14 protein-coding genes are annotated in these 17573 nt (G+C 34.6%); 11 read left to right on the top strand and 3 right to left on the bottom strand.

Translation table 11 applies throughout. From position 1 onward, the window contains the following. Window positions 1–92: 92 nt before the first annotated feature. Window positions 93–803, top strand: coding sequence for a hypothetical protein (locus A6M55_RS06975; RefSeq protein WP_064197035.1), 711 nt, complete (start codon window positions 93–95; stop codon window positions 801–803). 49 nt (window positions 804–852) lie between these two features. Here the strand turns inward: A6M55_RS06975 and A6M55_RS06970 are convergent, their stop codons facing one another. The 3 genes from A6M55_RS06970 to A6M55_RS06960 form a co-directional block, all read right to left on the bottom strand. Further along, window positions 853–1392 carry a DinB family protein gene (locus A6M55_RS06970; protein WP_064197033.1) on the bottom strand — a complete coding sequence of 180 codons (540 nt, stop codon included), beginning with the start codon at window positions 1390–1392 and terminating at the stop codon, window positions 853–855. 75 nt (window positions 1393–1467) lie between these two features. Beyond that, window positions 1468–2061, bottom strand: a complete 594-nt coding sequence (locus A6M55_RS06965) for a Crp/Fnr family transcriptional regulator (RefSeq protein ID WP_064197031.1) — start codon at window positions 2059–2061, stop codon at window positions 1468–1470. 62 nt (window positions 2062–2123) lie between these two features. Beyond that, entirely contained in the window at window positions 2124–3173 is a 1050-nt protein-coding gene (locus A6M55_RS06960) for an aldose epimerase family protein (RefSeq protein WP_064197029.1), read from the bottom strand. 302 nt (window positions 3174–3475) lie between these two features. On the opposite strand from A6M55_RS06960, the gene A6M55_RS06955 reads away from it, so the two are divergent. The 10 genes from A6M55_RS06955 to A6M55_RS06910 all read left to right on the top strand — a co-directional run bounded on the left by A6M55_RS06955 (window position 3476) and on the right by A6M55_RS06910 (window position 17540). Then, complete coding sequence (locus A6M55_RS06955; RefSeq protein ID WP_015030632.1) at window positions 3476–5119, top strand: TldD/PmbA family protein; 1644 nt, start codon at window positions 3476–3478, stop codon at window positions 5117–5119. A gap of 106 nt (window positions 5120–5225) precedes the next feature. Then, entirely contained in the window at window positions 5226–6581 is a 1356-nt protein-coding gene (locus A6M55_RS06950; protein WP_064197027.1) for a TldD/PmbA family protein, read from the top strand. 181 nt (window positions 6582–6762) lie between these two features. Continuing rightward, entirely contained in the window at window positions 6763–8403 is a 1641-nt protein-coding gene (locus A6M55_RS06945) for a TldD/PmbA family protein (RefSeq protein WP_015030630.1), read from the top strand. 94 nt (window positions 8404–8497) lie between these two features. Beyond that, a complete protein-coding gene (locus tag A6M55_RS06940; protein WP_015030629.1) occupies window positions 8498–9835 on the top strand; it encodes a TldD/PmbA family protein in 1338 nt (445 codons plus the stop codon). 113 nt (window positions 9836–9948) lie between these two features. Then, on the top strand, window positions 9949–10563 hold the full coding sequence (locus A6M55_RS06935; RefSeq protein WP_064197025.1) for a DUF4159 domain-containing protein: 615 nt from the start codon (window positions 9949–9951) through the stop codon (window positions 10561–10563). A 60-nt stretch (window positions 10564–10623) separates the two neighbouring features. Then, entirely contained in the window at window positions 10624–11598 is a 975-nt protein-coding gene (locus A6M55_RS06930) for a MoxR family ATPase (RefSeq protein WP_064197023.1), read from the top strand. Between the two features lie 4 nt (window positions 11599–11602). Beyond that, the gene (locus A6M55_RS06925) at window positions 11603–12469 is read left to right on the top strand and encodes a DUF58 domain-containing protein (protein ID WP_064197021.1); all 867 of its coding nucleotides are present in this window, start codon (window positions 11603–11605) and stop codon (window positions 12467–12469) included. Window position 12470: 1 nt separating this feature from the next. Further along, complete coding sequence (locus A6M55_RS06920; RefSeq protein WP_064197019.1) at window positions 12471–13673, top strand: BatA domain-containing protein; 1203 nt, start codon at window positions 12471–12473, stop codon at window positions 13671–13673. Next, on the top strand, window positions 13670–15862 hold the full coding sequence (locus A6M55_RS06915; protein WP_064197017.1) for a hypothetical protein: 2193 nt from the start codon (window positions 13670–13672) through the stop codon (window positions 15860–15862). The genes A6M55_RS06920 and A6M55_RS06915 overlap by 4 nt, the downstream gene beginning before the upstream one ends. Window positions 15863–15902: 40 nt before the next feature. Then, the gene (locus A6M55_RS06910) at window positions 15903–17540 is read left to right on the top strand and encodes a hypothetical protein (protein WP_064197013.1); all 1638 of its coding nucleotides are present in this window, start codon (window positions 15903–15905) and stop codon (window positions 17538–17540) included. The last annotated feature ends 33 nt before the right edge of the window (window positions 17541–17573 follow it).

The following is a 17573-nucleotide window of genomic DNA, read 5'->3' as shown; positions in this document are numbered from 1 at the left end:
TTATATTTTGTAAATTGTTAAAATGCAGAAGAATATTTGGATTTTATAAAAAAAGGATTAAATTTGAAATATCAAGACATTCAAATACTGTTATGGAAAAATTATCAGAAACATGGATGGTAGATGGTACAATTGATTTTGAAACAAAAAAGTACACACTCCTCGCTTATCTACAAAAAGTAAAATTTTACTTTGATAACACCAAAGTATATCCTCAACTTGCAGATTTATTCTTTCACTACAACAATTTAGTTTCATTCAAAGAAAATAAGAATTACTTGAAGGAACATTTTCCTAAAAGATTTTCAGGCATTCAAATTGAAAATTTAGAGTTAGTTTATGAAGAAATAATTTCAGACAATAATTTAATGCAGGAAATTGAAGAAATCATTCATTATGCAAGCAATCGCTTTAAAAATGCCATTTCTGTTGGAAGTGAAATTTATGATTTTGTGGAAAGCAAAATTTCAATCTCACCTGTAGGTATTTTACCTTTAAAAACCGATGAAGGCTATTTTTTATTGGCAAATGGTAAGCAAAAAGGCACAAAAGTTTATTCGTACAGAATGACTCTTTTCGAACGCCATAATGAGAAATACCGCTCATTAAGTACAACTTACATTTCAGAATGGGAACGTAGTTTTGTAAATAGTTACGAAAACATTAAGTTAAATCTGATTAAACAACAAAAACACCTACCCAATCCTGCTGTTTATTCAATCGAAACTGAAATGACATTTCCTTTAGAAGAAACCTTGTTACCAATAGCAAAAAGAACGTTAGTACAGTTTATCAGCAATTAATATCTTATTAAAAACCTTGTCCAACCGAAGATTCGATTGGACAAGGTTTTTATAAATTTCTAAGTGCTTGCTGCATGTGCCTTTCGTTGTGAATTATCAAGAATTGTAGTGCATCTCCTAAATTTAACTTTAAGAATTTAGCAATCGAAATTGGGATTTTTATTCGCTGAATATTTTTCTTTGCTGCTTCTCTTAAAATTAGCAATAGTCTCTCCTGTTGATTGATAAATTCAGCCACTACCCTATCTGCTTCCAAATTCTGCGAAGGAATATACCCTTTCATAGCCTTAAATTTTCGTTTTCCCTTTTCAGGATTCATCGAATCAATTGAAAGTTTGCCTAACCAAGTACTTTTTAAAAATTCCTGACTTGATTCTTCTTTACTTTCGGCTAAACATTTTTCAAACAATGGCAAATAATAAACTCCATAAGTATTCAGATGTTCTAAGCATTGTGCAATACTCCACCCTCTAGAAGATGATGGCATTAATAAACTTTCTTCCGAAAGATTCTGGAATTTTTCTATTGCTAGTTGAAGGTGGTTTTCTACTTGACTTTCTAATAAATTAAGTAATGATAGCTTTTCCATAATTTTGTGTTTGACTAATTTTCATTGACAAAATTAAGGTAGTAGAAGAAAAAAAATCTTGGTAAATACCAAGATTTATATCTGTACAGAATTTATTAACTTACTAAAATTACTCGCATCTATTCCAATATAATTGGCTAAGTATTTATGAGGAACGATTTGTAGAATATGCGGACTTCTCTTTAATAATTGTCGAAATTTATCTTCTGATGTGAAACTTTGCAATTCTACAAGTCTTTCGAGTAAACCAGAAAAACCACCCAAAAGTCCTTTTTGAAGCAACATTTCAATATTAGGATTGGTCCGAAATAAATCTTCAATTTGTTGGTAAGTAGTACGGAGAAACCTAGATTGGCTAAGTGTTTCAAAATAGTATTTTGATGGACTCTGCGATAACATCGAGTCTAAAATACAAGCAAAATTACCAGTGTAAGAAAAAACTAAAGTAGCTTCCCTTCCATTTTCATCAGCATAATACATTCTTTGTAAGCCCTCTATTACGAAATACAAATAACGCTCAGTAGTACCCTCATAAGTCAAAATTTCTTTACGTTTAGCAGAAAAAGGTTTAAAAAGTGCATAAAAAGCCTCAAAATCATCTTCAGAAAGTGGATGAACAGCATCGACTGTCTGTTTTAAAAGTAATTTATGAGATGATTCACCAGACATAGAAAATTTCATTAAAATATTTGGCTGTCAGCAACTTATTACCAACAGCCAAAAATGATACCTTACTTAGTCTCAAATTGATAAATTGTTGTTGAAGTGTAAACCTCACCAGGTCTTAGTACAGTGCTCGGAAATTCAGGTTTATTTGGCGAATCTGGAAAATGTTGGGTTTCGATACAAAACGCCGAACGTCGTCCGTAGGTCACTCCACCTTTACCAACTATATTTCCTTTTAAATGATTGGCGGTATAGAATTGCATTCCTGGTTCGGTTGTTAATACTTTCATTATCCTACCGGTAGAAGATTCATAAACTTCAGCAGCTAACCTCAATTCTGAACTATTATCAGTTAAAACATAGCAATGGTCATATCCGCTACCTAATACAATTTGCTCGTAGGAAGTATCATTAATACGCTCACCAATTTGATGACTTGTAGTAAAATCAAAAGGAGTTCCCACCACAGAACGTAGTTCACCCGTAGGAATAACGGTCTCATCAACTGGTAAGAATTTATCAGCATGTAAAATTACTTCATGCGATAAGACATCTTCAGCACCACTTAAGTTAAAATAAGAGTGATTGGTTAAATTCAAAACAGTTGCTTTATCAGTAGTTGCCTGATAATCAATACGTAGAGCATTGCTGGTTAAAGTATAAGATACCTCCACTGTTAAATTCCCCGGATATCCTTCTTCTCCATCTACTGAAAGGTACGAAAGTTTTAAAACGGGCTCCACTGAATCAATGGTTTCAGCCTTCCACACATTTTTATCAAATCCTTTCAATCCACCATGAAGACCATTCACACCATTATTAATAGCTAATGAATATGTTTCTCCATCTAATTGAAAAGTGCCCTTTGCAATTCGATTTCCATAACGACCAATGATTGCTCCAAAATAAGGAACTCCTTTTAAATAACCTTCAAGTGTTTCACAGCCCAATACCACATCATTTAAATTTCCGTTTCGGTCGGGAGCAGTTAAAGCAACCACAATTCCACCATAATCCGAAATTTTCGCTTCCATACCAGCGGCATTTTTTAAAATAAATAGGCTCGTTTCTTGGCCACTTGGTAAAACTCCAAAAGAGGATTTTTGAATACTCATTTTTATAATATTGTTAAAAAAGCTTAAAATCGATATTGTTTCAAAAATACAATAACTAAAGCAAAGACAAGAGTAAAAGTGTAAGAAATATACGTTTTTCTGTACTTTGCTCAATTTTGAAAATATTGTACAAAAAAAGTCGCTAAAAAAGACTATTTCGTCTATCAAATAAAAAAAACAAGTTTATTTTTGAATAGTTTTAAACATTATTGCATTGATTTTCTTTTGCAAAAATTTCATTTCAACGAATATTTGTACATTTTTACAATAAAATTAATAATCATTCAATCAACAAACCTAACATGAAAAGAAGGGATTTCATCCAGCTATCGGGTATGGGATTTGGAGCTCTAATGGGCTCTTCGATACCAGTGCTGGGAAATATGGTGCCTGTTGAGCATCTTCTTGAACCAGGTGCTGATGTAGCGGCAAAAAAACGAATGGCCGACATTGCACTTAATGCTGCCAAATCGCGTGGAGCAACCTACACCGATGTTCGCATTGGTCGTTATCTACAACAATACCTTTTCACTCGCGAAAATAAAGTTCAAAACATTGTTAATGCCGAATCTTATGGCGTAGGAATACGTGTAATTGCCAACGGTACATGGGGATTTGCCGCAACAAGCGATGTAAGCAATGATGGTATTGCCAAATGTGCAGAGACAGCGGTGGCTATTGCTAAGGCAAACTCAAAAATCCAGAAAGAACCTGTAATTCTTGCTCCTCAAAAAGGTGTTGGTGAAGTTTCTTGGAAAACTCCAATTAAGAAAAACGCATTTGAAGTACCAGTTCAACAGAAAATAGATTTATTGATGAAAGTAAACGGCGAAGCCATGAAAAATGGGGCAGCTTTTGTTACTTCAAATCTATTTTTCATCAATGAACAGAAGTATTTTGCTTCATCTGATGGCTCTTATATCGACCAAGATATTCATCGTATTTGGCCAACCTTTACGGTTACTGCGGTAGATAAAGCTGCTGGAAAATTCAAAACTCGTGATGCAATCAGCTCTCCTATGGGTATGGGTTATGAATATTTGGATGGATTAGCCAGTGAAAAAATCTCCGCTCCAAACGGACTAATCGGCTACCGTAATTCTTATGATATGGTTGAAGATGCAGTAATGGCATCTAAACAAGCTAAAGAAAAGCTAACCGCAAAAACTGTTCAAGCAGGTAAATATGATTTAGTGCTTGACCCTAATCACTTAGGTTTAACTATTCACGAATCGGTTGGTCACCCACTCGAACTTGACCGTGTATTAGGTTATGAAGCCAATTATGCAGGAACAAGCTTTGCAACTTTAGATAAGTGGAAGTCGAAAAACTTCAATTATGGCAGTAAGCAAGTAAATATTGTTGCCGATAAGACTCAACCTTATGCTTTAGGAACAGTTGGATTTGACGACGAAGGTGTGCCTTGTAAGGAATGGGATTTAATCAAAGATGGTATTCTGGTAAATTATCAAGCAATCAGAGACCAAGTAAATATTCTAGGAGAAAATGCTTCCCATGGGTGCTGTTATGCCGATAATTGGAACTCTGTTCAATTCCAACGTATGCCAAATGTATCGCTACGCCCAGGAAAAGACAAACTCAGCGTGTTTGATATGATTAAAGGTGTAGAAAAAGGTATTTACATCATTGGTCGTGGTTCATATTCAATTGACCAACAACGTTACAATTTCCAATTTGGTGGACAGCTATTCTACGAAATCAAAAATGGAGAAATCGTGGGTATGTTTGATGATGTGGCTTACCAGTCAAATACACAAGAATTTTGGAATTCATGTGTTCAAGTATGTGATAAAGACGACTATCGTACTTTCGGTTCATTCTTCGATGGTAAGGGTCAACCTTCACAAGTTAGTGCTGTATCACATGGTAGTTCAACTACTCGCTTCAACGGTGTAAATGTGATTAATACAGGTAGAAAGATTTGATAAAAGTCGCTAGTTCACAAACAATGGTTGATAGTCCAAACTTTAAAATCTTTGCCTATTTTTCTATTGAATGTACTTACACTACTTACCTTAAAAAACTAAACAAATGAATAAAATATTATCAAAAGAAGAAGCTAAAAAGATTATTGATAAAGTTTTAGCATTTTCAAAAGCTGATGAAATGAGTGTTTCACTTAGCGGTGGCCGCACTGGCAACATTCGCTATGCAAGAAATTCTGTTTCGACAAGTGGAGAATCTTACGACCAATCATTGGCTGTAACAGCAGTTTTTGGTAAACGTTCGGGAACTGCAACAATCAATGAATTTGATGATGCTTCACTTGAAAAAACTGTCAGAAGAGCAGAGGAAATTGCTCGATTAGCACCAGAAAACCCTGAATATATGCCTATGCTTGGGCCTCAAACGTACGTAGATTCAAATACTTACGCCGAAGCAACTGCTAATATCGACCCCGAATATAGGGCAAAGGCCGCATTTGATAGTATTGACCCTTGTATCAAGAAGAACCTCACTGCTGCAGGTTATTTAGAGGATTCTACTGGTTTTACGGCTATCGGTAACAGCAAAGGCTTATTTGGATATAATAAAGCAACATCAGTAGATTTTTCGATAACCGTAAGAACAGCCGATGGTCTTGGTTCAGGCTATGCCATTCGTGACTTTAATGATACTTCAAAACTAAGTACAAAAGAAGCTACCGAAATTGCGATGCAAAAAGCAATGGCTTCAAGTAATGCTAAGGCATTGGAGCCAGGTAAATACACAGTAATTTTAGAACCTGCGGCATCTATTGACCTACTTCAAAACATGATGCGTAGTATGGATGCACGTAATGCAGATGAAGGTCGTAGTTTTTTGAGTAAAAAGGGTGGTGGTACAAGAATTGGAGAAAAATTATTTGATGAAAGAGTAAATATTTTCTCTGACCCAATCAATCCTGAAATTCCAGGTTCTGGATTTGGTGGTGGCGGTGGAGGCGGCCGTTTTGGCGGTGGAGGAAGCGATGGCCGTCCGCAAGAAAAAATTTCTTGGATTGAAAATGGTATCGTTAAAAACGTTTACTATTCAAGATATTGGGCAGATAAAAAAGGAGTAAAAGCGGTGCCTCCTCCACAAGGATTTATCATGGCTGGAGGAAGCGAATCTTTAGCTGATTTAATTAAAGGAACTGAAAAAGGGATTTTAGTAACTCGTTTTTGGTATATCCGTGCCGTTGACCCTCAAACATTACTTTACACGGGTCTGACACGTGACGGAACTTTTTATATTGAAAATGGAAAAATTAAATATCCAATTAAAAATTTCCGTTTCAATGAAAGCCCTGTGATTATGCTCAATAACCTTGAAGCAATGGGCAAACCAACACGTGTAGGTGGTTGTTTGATTCCACCATTAAAAATCAGAGACTTTACATTTAGTAGCTTATCTGATGCGGTTTAAAAAGATTTTCAAACCATGTAGGTTGTAAAGGCCTACATGGTTTATAGAATAATAGATTTCCACTCAACAATATTTATTACCATTTATCAAAATCCGACACACATTTTTTCACCAAGAAAGAATATTTTTTAAATTAGTCTTCATTAATAAACTTATTATTTAACACAAAACTGAAAAAGCTTTGAAAAGAAGAGATTTTATTCAACTATCAGGATTGGGATTTGGTGGCTTAATGCTTCCGAATATACCAATTATTGGCAATTCAGTATCTCAAGAAGCAATGCTCGATGGAGCAATGGATGTTGCCATCAAGAAGCGACTTGCAGATGCTGCCTTAAATGCCGCTAAAGCCAAAGGAGCCACTTACACTGACGTAAGAATTGGCCGTTACCTTAATCAATTTGTGGTTACGCGTGAAGACAAAGTTCAGAACATTGTAAATACCGAATCTTATGGCGTAGGTGTACGTGTCATTGCTAATGGTTGTTGGGGTTTTGCTGCTGTTGTTGATGCCAAAACTGAAGCAGATACCGCACGTGCAGCCGAAGAAGCGGTTGCAATAGCCAAGGCCAATGCCAAGCTAATGTCTCAACCAGTCATTTTAGCACCTCAAAATGGTTATGGAGAAGTTAGTTGGAAAGCACCAATCCAACGTAATGCCTTCGAAGTTCCAATTAAAGAAAAAGTTGATTTATTACTCGGAGTAAATGATGCTGCATTAAAAAATGGAGCAAACTACGTAAACTCAGTTTTATTCTTGGTAAATGAACAAAAATACTTTGCTTCTTCTGATGGTTCGTACATCGACCAAGATATTCACCGTATTTGGCCAATTGCATCTGTAACTGCCATTGACCCAAAAACTGGCAAATTTGAGACACGCCAAGCCCTTTCTGCACCAATGGGAATGGGCTACGAGTATCTTCAAACCAATCCGAAAGATAAAGTTACTGGCATCACAACTCGTTATAATAAGGGTTATGACATGCTTGAAGATGTTACGGCAGCAGCCAAACAAGCAAAAGAAAAACTAACTGCTAAATCAGTTGAGGCTGGTAAATATGATTTGGTACTCGACCCTTCTCACCTTTGGTTGACTATTCACGAATCGGTTGGTCACCCACTAGAACTTGACCGTGTATTAGGTTATGAAGCAAATTTTGCGGGAACTTCGTTTGCAACACTCGATAAATGGCAAAGCAAAAACTTTAATTATGGCAGTAAAGAAGTAAATTTCTTCGCTGATAAAACTCAAGTTGGTTCTTTGGGTGCCGTTGGTTGGGACGATGAAGGTGTAAAAACCAAACGATGGGATTTGGTGAAAGATGGTACTTTGGTCAATTACCAAGCCATCAGAGACCAAGTTCATATTCTCGGTGAGAAAGAATCACATGGCTGTTGCTATGCTGATAGTTGGTCATCGGTTCAATTCCAACGCATGGCCAATGTGTCTTTAGCAGCAGGAAAAACACCACTAACAGTGGCCGAAATGATTAAGGATGTGAAAAAAGGAATTTATATCATTGGCGATGGTTCTTTCTCAATTGACCAACAACGCTATAACTTCCAATTTGGCGGACAATTATATTATGAAATTAAAGATGGACAAATTGCAGGAATGCTGAAAGATGTTGCGTATCAATCAAATACGCAGGAATTTTGGAATTCATGTGTGAAAATTTGTGACGAACGTGATTACCGTCTTGGCGGTTCATTCTTCGATGGTAAGGGACAACCTTCACAATCGAGTGCAGTATCTCATGGTAGTGCAACGGCTCGTTTCAATGGTGTTAACGTAATTAACACGGCACGTAAAGTTTAATCGCTTCATTAAAGTTTACAAAAGAAAGAATTTTCTTTCTAACATTTGTCATGAACTAAAAGAAGCAAAATCATCTTTAAAATCTTGAATAATAATGTCAGTAATATTAACAGAAGCAGAAGCTAAAAACCTCTTAAAGAAGGTTTTAAGCTATTCAAAAGCCGATGATTGCGAGGTCAATCTATCGGGAAATATCAACGGAAACATCCGTTATGCTAGAAATGAGGTTTCTACCAGTGGAGGTCTTACAAATCAAAATTTGCAAGTACAATCTGCCTTTGGTAAAAAGGTAGGGATTGCCACAATTGATGAATTTGATGATGCTTCACTTGAAAAAGTAGTAAGACGCTCTGAAGAATTGGCTCGACTTGCTCCCGAAAACCCTGAATATATGGGTGTATTAGAACCACAGCAATATATGAAATCAGAAGGATATTTTGACTCAACTGCAAATATCAATCCCGATGTTCGTGCGGAGGCTGTGATGAAAAGTTTAAAACTCACGCGTGAGCAAAAATTAGTAGCCGCAGGTTTTTTAGAAGATTCAAAAGGCTATTCAGCCATGATGAATTCAAAAGGACTTTTCGCCTACTACAAAAGTACGAATGTAAACTACTCACTTACTGTGCGTACTGAAGACGGCACTGGTTCAGGTTATGTAATTAAGGGTTTTAGTGATGTAAATAAACTTGATACGGCGGAAGCAACCAAAATTGCGATTCAAAAAGCAGTTGGGTCAAAAGGAGCTAAAGCTCTCGAACCGGGAAAATATACTGTAATTCTTGAACCGACAGCCGCAGCCGTTTTACTCGAAAACATCTATTTTGATATGGATGCTCGTAGTGCCGACGAAGGACGCTCATTTTTTAGTAAAGCAGGTGGAAAGAATAAAATTGGTGAAAAAATAGTAGATGAGCGAGTAACTATTTTCTCTGACCCCGCTTATGCCGATTTACCAGCTTCTCCTTGGGGTGGAGATGGACAAGCACAAGAGAAAAGAATGTGGATTGAAAAAGGAGTTGTTAAAAACCTGTCTTATTCACGCTTTTGGGCGAAAGAAAAAGGTGTAAAACCCATTCCTTTTCCGACAAATTTCATCATGATGGGTGGAAATGCTACACTTGATGAAATGATAAAAAGTACAGAAAGAGGTATTTTAGTTACTAAGCTTTGGTACATTCGTTCGGTTGACCCTCAAACGCTACTCCAAACAGGACTTACCCGTGACGGAACTTTCTATATTGAAAATGGAAAGATTAAGTATCCAATTAAAAACTTCCGATTCAATGAAAGTCCAATTATCATGCTCAATAACCTTGAAATGTTAGGAAAAACAGAGCGTGTGGTTAGTACAGAATCGAATCAAAACTACATGGTTCCACCAATGAAAATTAGAGAATTTACTTTCTCTAGTTTATCTGATGCAGTGTAGATTTGATTATTTGTTATTTGATACTGGTTACTGGAAACTATTTTGTAAAGGATTAATATTTATCCAATTTATTTTCATAAGTAGCCAATAACCAGTATCTGATATTCCAACTTATGAAACCATTTATTTTCACGCGAATACAATATAATTCTGGAGATTGGGACACCGACCAAAGAATGCCAACAAATATTCTTAATTCATTAGTTGAATATACGACTATTCCAATAGATGAAAAGGAAAAAGTGGTGCTATTGAGTAGTAATGAGCTATTTAAGAGTCCGTTTTGTTATTTGAGTGGCCATAAATTAGTTGAGTTCTCAAGTCAAGAACGAGACCATTTTCATCGCTATGTACAGAATGGTGGATTTGTATTTGTAGATGATTGTAACCATGATATTGACGGGCTTTTTGCAAAATCTTTTGAACAAGAAATGGCAAGAACCTTTGGAGCAAAGGCACTTCAAAAAATCCCGAATAATCATGCTATTTACAACTGTTTTTTTCAATTTGAAGGCCCTCCTACCACCACTTTTGAGCTAAATGGCTGGGGAGATGACCTCGTTCATGATTACCTAAAAGCCATTGTTATTAATGGAAGAATTGGCGTTTTATATAGTAATAAAGACTATGGCTGTGAGTGGGACTATGATTTTAGGAATAAACGCTGGCTTGCAGAAGATAATACAAAATTTGGCGTGAATATCATTAATTATGCATTAACTGTGTAGAAAGTTTAGCTAATCTTCCAAACTACTGACATAACTTAATTGCATTAAAAACAAAGAAAATTGGAAACCAAAGATCTTCATCATTACAAATCTTTAGTAGGAAAATTACCGCTACTAAAAAAAGAAATTGCCAAAGTAATTGTCGGGCAGGAAGCTGCCATCGACGAAATTCTAATTTCATTGCTTGCAGGTGGGCACTGTTTGCTTGAAGGTGTACCCGGCTTAGCAAAGACTCTAATGGTAAAAACTATTTCTGAAGCTTTAGACATGAAGTTTAAACGCATTCAGTTTACTCCTGACCTAATGCCTGGAGATATTCTCGGTACTGAAATCTTAGAAGAAGACCATGAAACGGGAAAGAAATTCTTCAAATTTAATCGAGGGCCTATCTTTGCCAATATTGTTCTGGCAGATGAAATTAACCGTACACCACCCAAAACTCAAGCTGCTTTACTTGAAGCAATGCAAGAATATAAGGTAACCTATGCAGGCACTAACTACGATTTGCCCAAACCTTTTCTGATTATTGCCACCCAAAACCCAATCGAGCAAGCTGGTACGTATCCATTACCAGAAGCTCAACTCGACCGTTTTTTACTTTATATTAAATTGGGTTATCCCTCTGAAAGTGAAGAACTTAATGTATTAAAGAATACAACTGGCACTTCAAAACCAACATTGAATTCCATCATGAGTGATGCTGAAATCATTGATTTACAGCACCTTACTCGTCAAGTACATATTTCTGAAGAACTTATTGTAAAAATCAATAAAATTGTACGTTCAACTCGCCCAGCAAATACTACCTCTGCTTTTGTGAAGGAATGGAGCGAATGGGGGGCTGGTCCACGTGCAGGGCAAGCTTTAGTTGTTTGTGCGAAGGCTCGTGCCGTTTTAAATGAGCGTTTTTCGGTAATACCAGAAGATATTGAAGCTCTTGCCTACCCTATTCTTCGCCACCGCATTGCACTAAATTTTAGAGCAGAAGCAGCAGGTATCAGTACTGATGATGTTATCACGGATTTGTTGAAATAGTAAGATGCTAACAGAAGAACTCATAAAACTCAACAACCTCCAATTGGCTGGTAAATTGGTGAGTGAGCAACTAATGTTGGGCATTCATCATAGTAAAAGAATAGGTTATGGGGTAGAGTTTGAGCAATATCGCCATTATGAAATTGGTGATGACCCTAAACGAATCGACTGGAAACTTTATGCCCGAACAGATAAACACTTGGTTCGTGAATCTTCTACCGAAAGTAATTTTCATTTGAAGTTTATAATAGACCTTTCTGGTTCGATGAATTATGTAGAAAATAAAGTCTCAAGGTTAGAATATTGTAAAATTTTACTCGCTTCTCTGTCTTATTTAGGATATCGACAAGGTGACTTAATGAGTTTATTTGGAATAAAAAATGGAGAAATAGTCACCCTTGTTAATTCTGGAAAACAATCGTTTCAAAGAATACTTTACACGTTGGAAAAAATCGAGGCTCATGGAAATTGGGAGAATACAAATTCACTAGACTTGAGTGTTCTGCAATCGGGAAAACAAAAAGAAGTTTTAGTAATTGCGTCTGACTTATTACAATTCAATGATGAGTGGCTAACTTTAATTAAATCATTGGCCAATGCCCACCGAGAAATACTTATTTTCCAAGTATTGGGGCAACAAGAATTAAACTTCAACCTCAAAGGTTTTTTCAGATTTAAAGATTTAGAAACCGGGCAAGAAATTGAACTTCAAGCAGAAGCAATTAAAGAAGAGGTAAGAAAAAAAGCTGAAAAATATTTAACAAAACTTGAAGAAGCATTACAAATTCCATTTGTACACTTGTTCAAAACAAGCTTTGATACTCCAATTGCGAGCGTAATTTTGGAAGCAATAAAGCAAAGAAATTTCTGAAATGGAATTATTAAACCCTTACATACTTTGGGGAAGCTTGGCAGTTAGTATTCCTGTTATTATACATTTTTGGCATCAAAAAAAAGGAAAATTAATTGCTTGGGCTGCTACTCAATGGCTTAGTGAAAAAAATCTCCAACAGTCGAGAGGCATTCGACTGGACAATATTTTATTGCTGATAATCAGGTGTTTACTGCTTTTACTATTTGTTTTTATCTTGTCGAAACCATTGTTAATATGGACAAATGCTAGTTCAAAAAAAACAAAAACTCATTTAATTGAAGCCAATCGAATAGTATTTGAGAATTTTAAGTTTGAGATTGATGAAGCTCTTAAAAAAGGAGAAGAATGCTATTGGATAAATGATAAGCCCGTTCGATTTACCTCGATTGAACAATTACCTTCAAATATTGTAAAAATCAATGCCCAATCTTTACAATCAAATCTGAACGAAATGGGCAAACTTATTCAAGACCAAACGCTTGAATTATATCTCATTAATCAGCGTAAACTAACTCAGCTTCCACAGATTTTTTCACCAACTAATCTTAAAATCCATTCAATTATTGATTCAACACGCACTAATAACGTATTTGCTTTCTCTGACAATAAAACATCATTTATTGATGCTGATGGCCAATTAAAAACGGTCAGAAATAATACAAATTCTAAGCAAGAAATAAGTCACGAGGGCATATTTAATGTGGGTATTTTCAATAAAAATACTACGGAAAAGAAACAAATAATTGCTTCTTTATCGGCTCTGAAAGATATTTATGAATGGCAGTTTCAAATTGAATTAGCACCCAAAGAAACGAATAATTATGACATAATTTTTTCAGATAAACCAATTCATATTTCAGCTAAAACTTTAGGATTTTTCAGTAATTCACAAAAGTGGGTCGGAGTTTATGTAACAAATAATGACAACGAAATAATTATCTCAAAACCGCTCACACCACAAACTAACGAATGGGTATTTAATGCCTACTTACCAGAGTTTATTGGCGAAAAAATCATTCAACATTGGCAATTAAACAATGAAAATCTAAAGCCGCTTTCTGAGCAACAATTAAAGGCTTTGTTTAAAATACAACCTTTTCCGCACAAGTCCTCAAATGAATGGTTTGATAAAAGCCTCATTCTAGTATTCATTTTATTACTTTGTTTTGAGCGTTGGCTCGCTATTTCCAAAAACGCATGAATCAACTCAAACAAATCATAACCAAAGTCAACCTCCAGTTATACACTAAAGCAATATTAGTTTGCTTGTTAGTAGCTGGCACTGCTTATTACATCATTTTATTCTTTGTTCAATCAGAAATTTGGGCATCAATAGCTTTGTTTCTTTCATTTTTAGGGATTTCTCTTCAACAAAAGCTATTTCAGAATAAACAAAAAGAAGCCATCAAAATTATTCATCAAAAACTTGATAATACAGAATATAGTCTCGAATTATTGACACTCGAGCAACCTAATTTAGCCGAACAATTACAACTTGAACGTTTATTAAGCAATAACTATAAAACGCCCATCATTTTTGAAAGAAAACTACTTTGTTTTTTTGGAGTATTTCTTTTAGCTTTTAGCTTTTATAACTGGGGACCTAAATTAAAATGGAATAATCATCAGTTAAAATCAAATTCAATTAAAAACCAGTTATCAACTAATCAAAGATATATTCCAAACTTTGAATCTGCTACGCTAACAATTACTCCTCCAAGCTATACCAATATTGAAAATATTAGTTCAGAAAATATGAATGCCTCTGCCGTTGTTGGCTCAATGCTTAAATGGCAAATCAACTTCTCAAATTCAACCAATTTAAAAGTTAATTTAAGCAATAATCGAGGCGAAGAGGTAGCATTTAAACTCGTTGATGAACACTTTGAATATACAGACCAACTAATTAGTTCAGGACTTTATTCTTTTAAAGCTTATTTTCATGATTCACTTATTTATCAATCAGATTATTATCGTTTAGATGCAATACCTGATTTATCACCGAAAATAGAGCCCACATCCAAAGAACTTTACCAATTACATTTCATTAAAGATTCTAAAAACATTCAAATTTCTGCCAAAATTTCAGATGATTTTTTAGTAAATCAAGCGTTCATCGTTGCTACTTTAGCTCGTGGTTCAGGAGAAAATGTAAAATTCAGAGAAGTAAAAATCCCACTTTCACAATCAAATTTCAAATCTGCAACAATTAGTAAAACCATTGATTTGAGGGCACTTAACTTTACTCCGGGTGATGAGCTTTACTATTATTGGGCAGCTATTGATAATAAACGTCCATCACCAAATTTCTCAAAATCTGATACTTATTTTATTGTTTATAAAGATACTGCACAAGTAGAAGAATCTGATTTGGCAACTATGGCGATGAATATTATGCCCGAGTATTTCAGAAGTCAAAGACAAATCATTTTTGATACAGAAAAACTCATTGCCAAGCGAAATAAGTTAAAAAAGCAGGATTTTAATGATATTTCAAATAATATTGGTTTCGACCAAAAAGCTCTACGACTTAGGTATGGTCAGTATTTAGGAGAGGAAAATGAAGGGGCCATTGGAGCAGTGAATGCATTACCAGCAGAAGCAAAGGATGGTGATTTATTAAAAGGCTTCAGACATGACCACGATGAAGGTGAACATGACCATGACGAAGGAAATAAGCATGAAGAAGAAGGACATAATCATGGAACTGCAGCTGAAGAAAAAGACCCCGTTGCCAGTTTACTGGCAGAATACGTACATTCGCATGATGACGGAGAGGCTAATACATATTACGAGCAATCAACTAAAAGTTTATTAAAGATGTCGCTTGAACAAATGTGGCAGTCTGAACTACATTTGAGGTTATACGAACCAGAAAAAGCACTTCCTTTTGAGAAAAAAGCTCTCGAATATTTAAAGTCTGCTCAACATAAAGCTAGAACTTTTGTAAAAAAAACCAGTTTTGCTCCGCCTCCAATTAAAGAAAAAGAAAAAAGATTGACGGGAGAATTAACCAAGTTTAATTCTGCATTTAAGTTTCAAAAAAATTATACTCAACAGCAATTAGAGACACTTATTGCAGAAGTAATGGGTATAATTTCTGAAAACGAAAGAATTTTAGACAATACTCAAAAATACAAACTTATGGAGTTGAGTGCAGCCATTTCTACCAGAGTTGTTAATAGCAATTTATCAAACTGGAGCATTTTGAGTACCTTACAAGAGCTTATTAATGGTAAAAACATCACTGACCAAGAGCAAACAACGCTAAAAACAAAAATGTATGGTCTTATCAATAAGTCATTGCTCAACAATACAAACCCTAGTAATCAAACATTATTTGTAGAGAAAAAATTGGAGAACGCTTATTGGAAGAACATTAAACAGTAAAATATAAACCATTAATTAAATCATTGGTCGAAAAATTTAGATGAATTTAATTCAACAAATACAAAATCTGAGCATTTATGATTGGCTGTTAGGAATGTCCTTGGTGGCTTTACTATTTATTCAATATTTTAAGTTAATCAAAGAGAAGGGAAGTAAAAGATATGGCATAAAAGTTGGACTCAATATCGCTCTTTGGCTAATTATTAGTTTATTTATTATCAATCCAACTTATCATAAACAAAGCGATACGAATAAGATTTTAGTAGTTTCTGAGAATATTCCGCTTGAAATAATTCAAAAAACTAAAGATAGTTTAAAAATACAAGAGTATTTTACTCAACAAAAATTCAATAAGCGTTTACTTGAAAACGACGGTTTTGAAACTCAAATTGGGCAAATATACTTCTTAGGGCAGGATGTTAGGCCTGAGATATTGAGCAAACTTGTAAATCACACCATTCATTGGCTACCATTTTTTAAAGATAATGAAATACAAGAGGTTCAATGGCGAGCAATTGTGAATAAAGGAGATATTCAGGAAATAAACGGAAAAATTCATTCATCTGAAAATCAAAAACTTACACTTAAATGGGGAAATCAAACCATTGATAGTGTTAATCTAAAAAAAGGTTTCAATTATTTTAGTCTTAGAACTCCAGTATTTTCTATTGGACGCAACACATTTGATTTAGTTTTGAATGAAAAAAAAATTCAAGAAATTAAGTTTTTCAGTCAAAAAAATCAACCGATTAAAGTGTTGATGATTCTTTCAAATCCAGATTTTGAAGGTAAAATATTAGCCGATTGGCTTGGAAAAAATGGTAATCAAGTAAAAATAATCAGTAATGTTGCAAAAAATACGCAAAGTACTATTTCAATCAATCAATCAGAAAGTGATTTTGTAGCAGATATTATCATCACTGACCCAAATAATGTTGAAAATACTACTGTAAAAAAAGCCTTTAATGAAGGTAAATCTATATTATTTATTAATATTGAACAAGCAGATTTAGCGGCAAAAAGTATCAATCAAACCTTTGGAACGAACTGGGCACTTAAACGTATCAGTACACAAGAAAATATTCCAATTTTAACAGACTTAACGGCTAAACCATTTGCCTTCCAAAGTACTGATTTTCAAAAACTAAACGCAGAATTTCCAATTGCTATTCAGAAACGAAATGGTAGAATTGGGCTTAGTTTATTAAACGAAACATTTCCTTTAATTTTAAGTGGGGATAGTTTAACATACATGAAAATTTGGCAGGGGACTATACATTATTTATTACCTCCAAAATCTACTACTATTCTTTTGGATGGACCTATATTTTCAAACTCGAAACTTGAAATGAATTTCAATAATGACCAAAAATCTAGTTCAGTAATTATTGAAGAAGATACCATTCAAAAACAGAAATCTCCTATAAACTCAACTTCAAATAAAGTTTATTATTCATTTAAAAATAAAAATTGGCAGAAATTTCAAGATTCTTTAGAAGTATTTGTAGAAGATAAACACAGTGAATTAACCAAAGCAAATGCCATAAAACCATATTTAAACACCTCAAATTCAAGTATCAACACCGAGCAAAAACTTAGCGTAAGTGTTCCCGAATGGATATGGTTTATCTTAATTTTATCGATTTTAACTGCACTTTGGATTGAACCAAAAATTTAGAGGCTTGAATCAAATCCAAGCCTCTAATATAAA

It is taken from the genome of Emticicia sp. MM (assembly GCF_001649495.1).
This window is presented reverse-complemented; position numbering and strand designations above follow the sequence as displayed.

Excerpts from the sequence above, each read along its gene's own strand:
- A6M55_RS06975 (WP_064197035.1), top strand. The coding sequence starts at position 93 with ATGGAAAAATTATCAGAAACATGGATGGTAGATGGTACAATTGATTTT.
- A6M55_RS06970 (WP_064197033.1), bottom strand. The coding sequence starts at position 1,392 with ATGGAAAAGCTATCATTACTTAATTTATTAGAAAGTCAAGTAGAAAAC.
- A6M55_RS06965 (WP_064197031.1), bottom strand. The coding sequence starts at position 2,061 with ATGTCTGGTGAATCATCTCATAAATTACTTTTAAAACAGACAGTCGAT.
- A6M55_RS06960 (WP_064197029.1), bottom strand. The coding sequence starts at position 3,173 with ATGAGTATTCAAAAATCCTCTTTTGGAGTTTTACCAAGTGGCCAAGAA.
- A6M55_RS06955 (WP_015030632.1), top strand. The coding sequence starts at position 3,476 with ATGAAAAGAAGGGATTTCATCCAGCTATCGGGTATGGGATTTGGAGCT.
- A6M55_RS06950 (WP_064197027.1), top strand. The coding sequence starts at position 5,226 with ATGAATAAAATATTATCAAAAGAAGAAGCTAAAAAGATTATTGATAAA.
- A6M55_RS06940 (WP_015030629.1), top strand. The coding sequence starts at position 8,498 with ATGTCAGTAATATTAACAGAAGCAGAAGCTAAAAACCTCTTAAAGAAG.
- A6M55_RS06935 (WP_064197025.1), top strand. The coding sequence starts at position 9,949 with ATGAAACCATTTATTTTCACGCGAATACAATATAATTCTGGAGATTGG.
- A6M55_RS06925 (WP_064197021.1), top strand. The coding sequence starts at position 11,603 with ATGCTAACAGAAGAACTCATAAAACTCAACAACCTCCAATTGGCTGGT.
- A6M55_RS06920 (WP_064197019.1), top strand. The coding sequence starts at position 12,471 with ATGGAATTATTAAACCCTTACATACTTTGGGGAAGCTTGGCAGTTAGT.
- A6M55_RS06915 (WP_064197017.1), top strand. The coding sequence starts at position 13,670 with ATGAATCAACTCAAACAAATCATAACCAAAGTCAACCTCCAGTTATAC.
- A6M55_RS06910 (WP_064197013.1), top strand. The coding sequence starts at position 15,903 with ATGAATTTAATTCAACAAATACAAAATCTGAGCATTTATGATTGGCTG.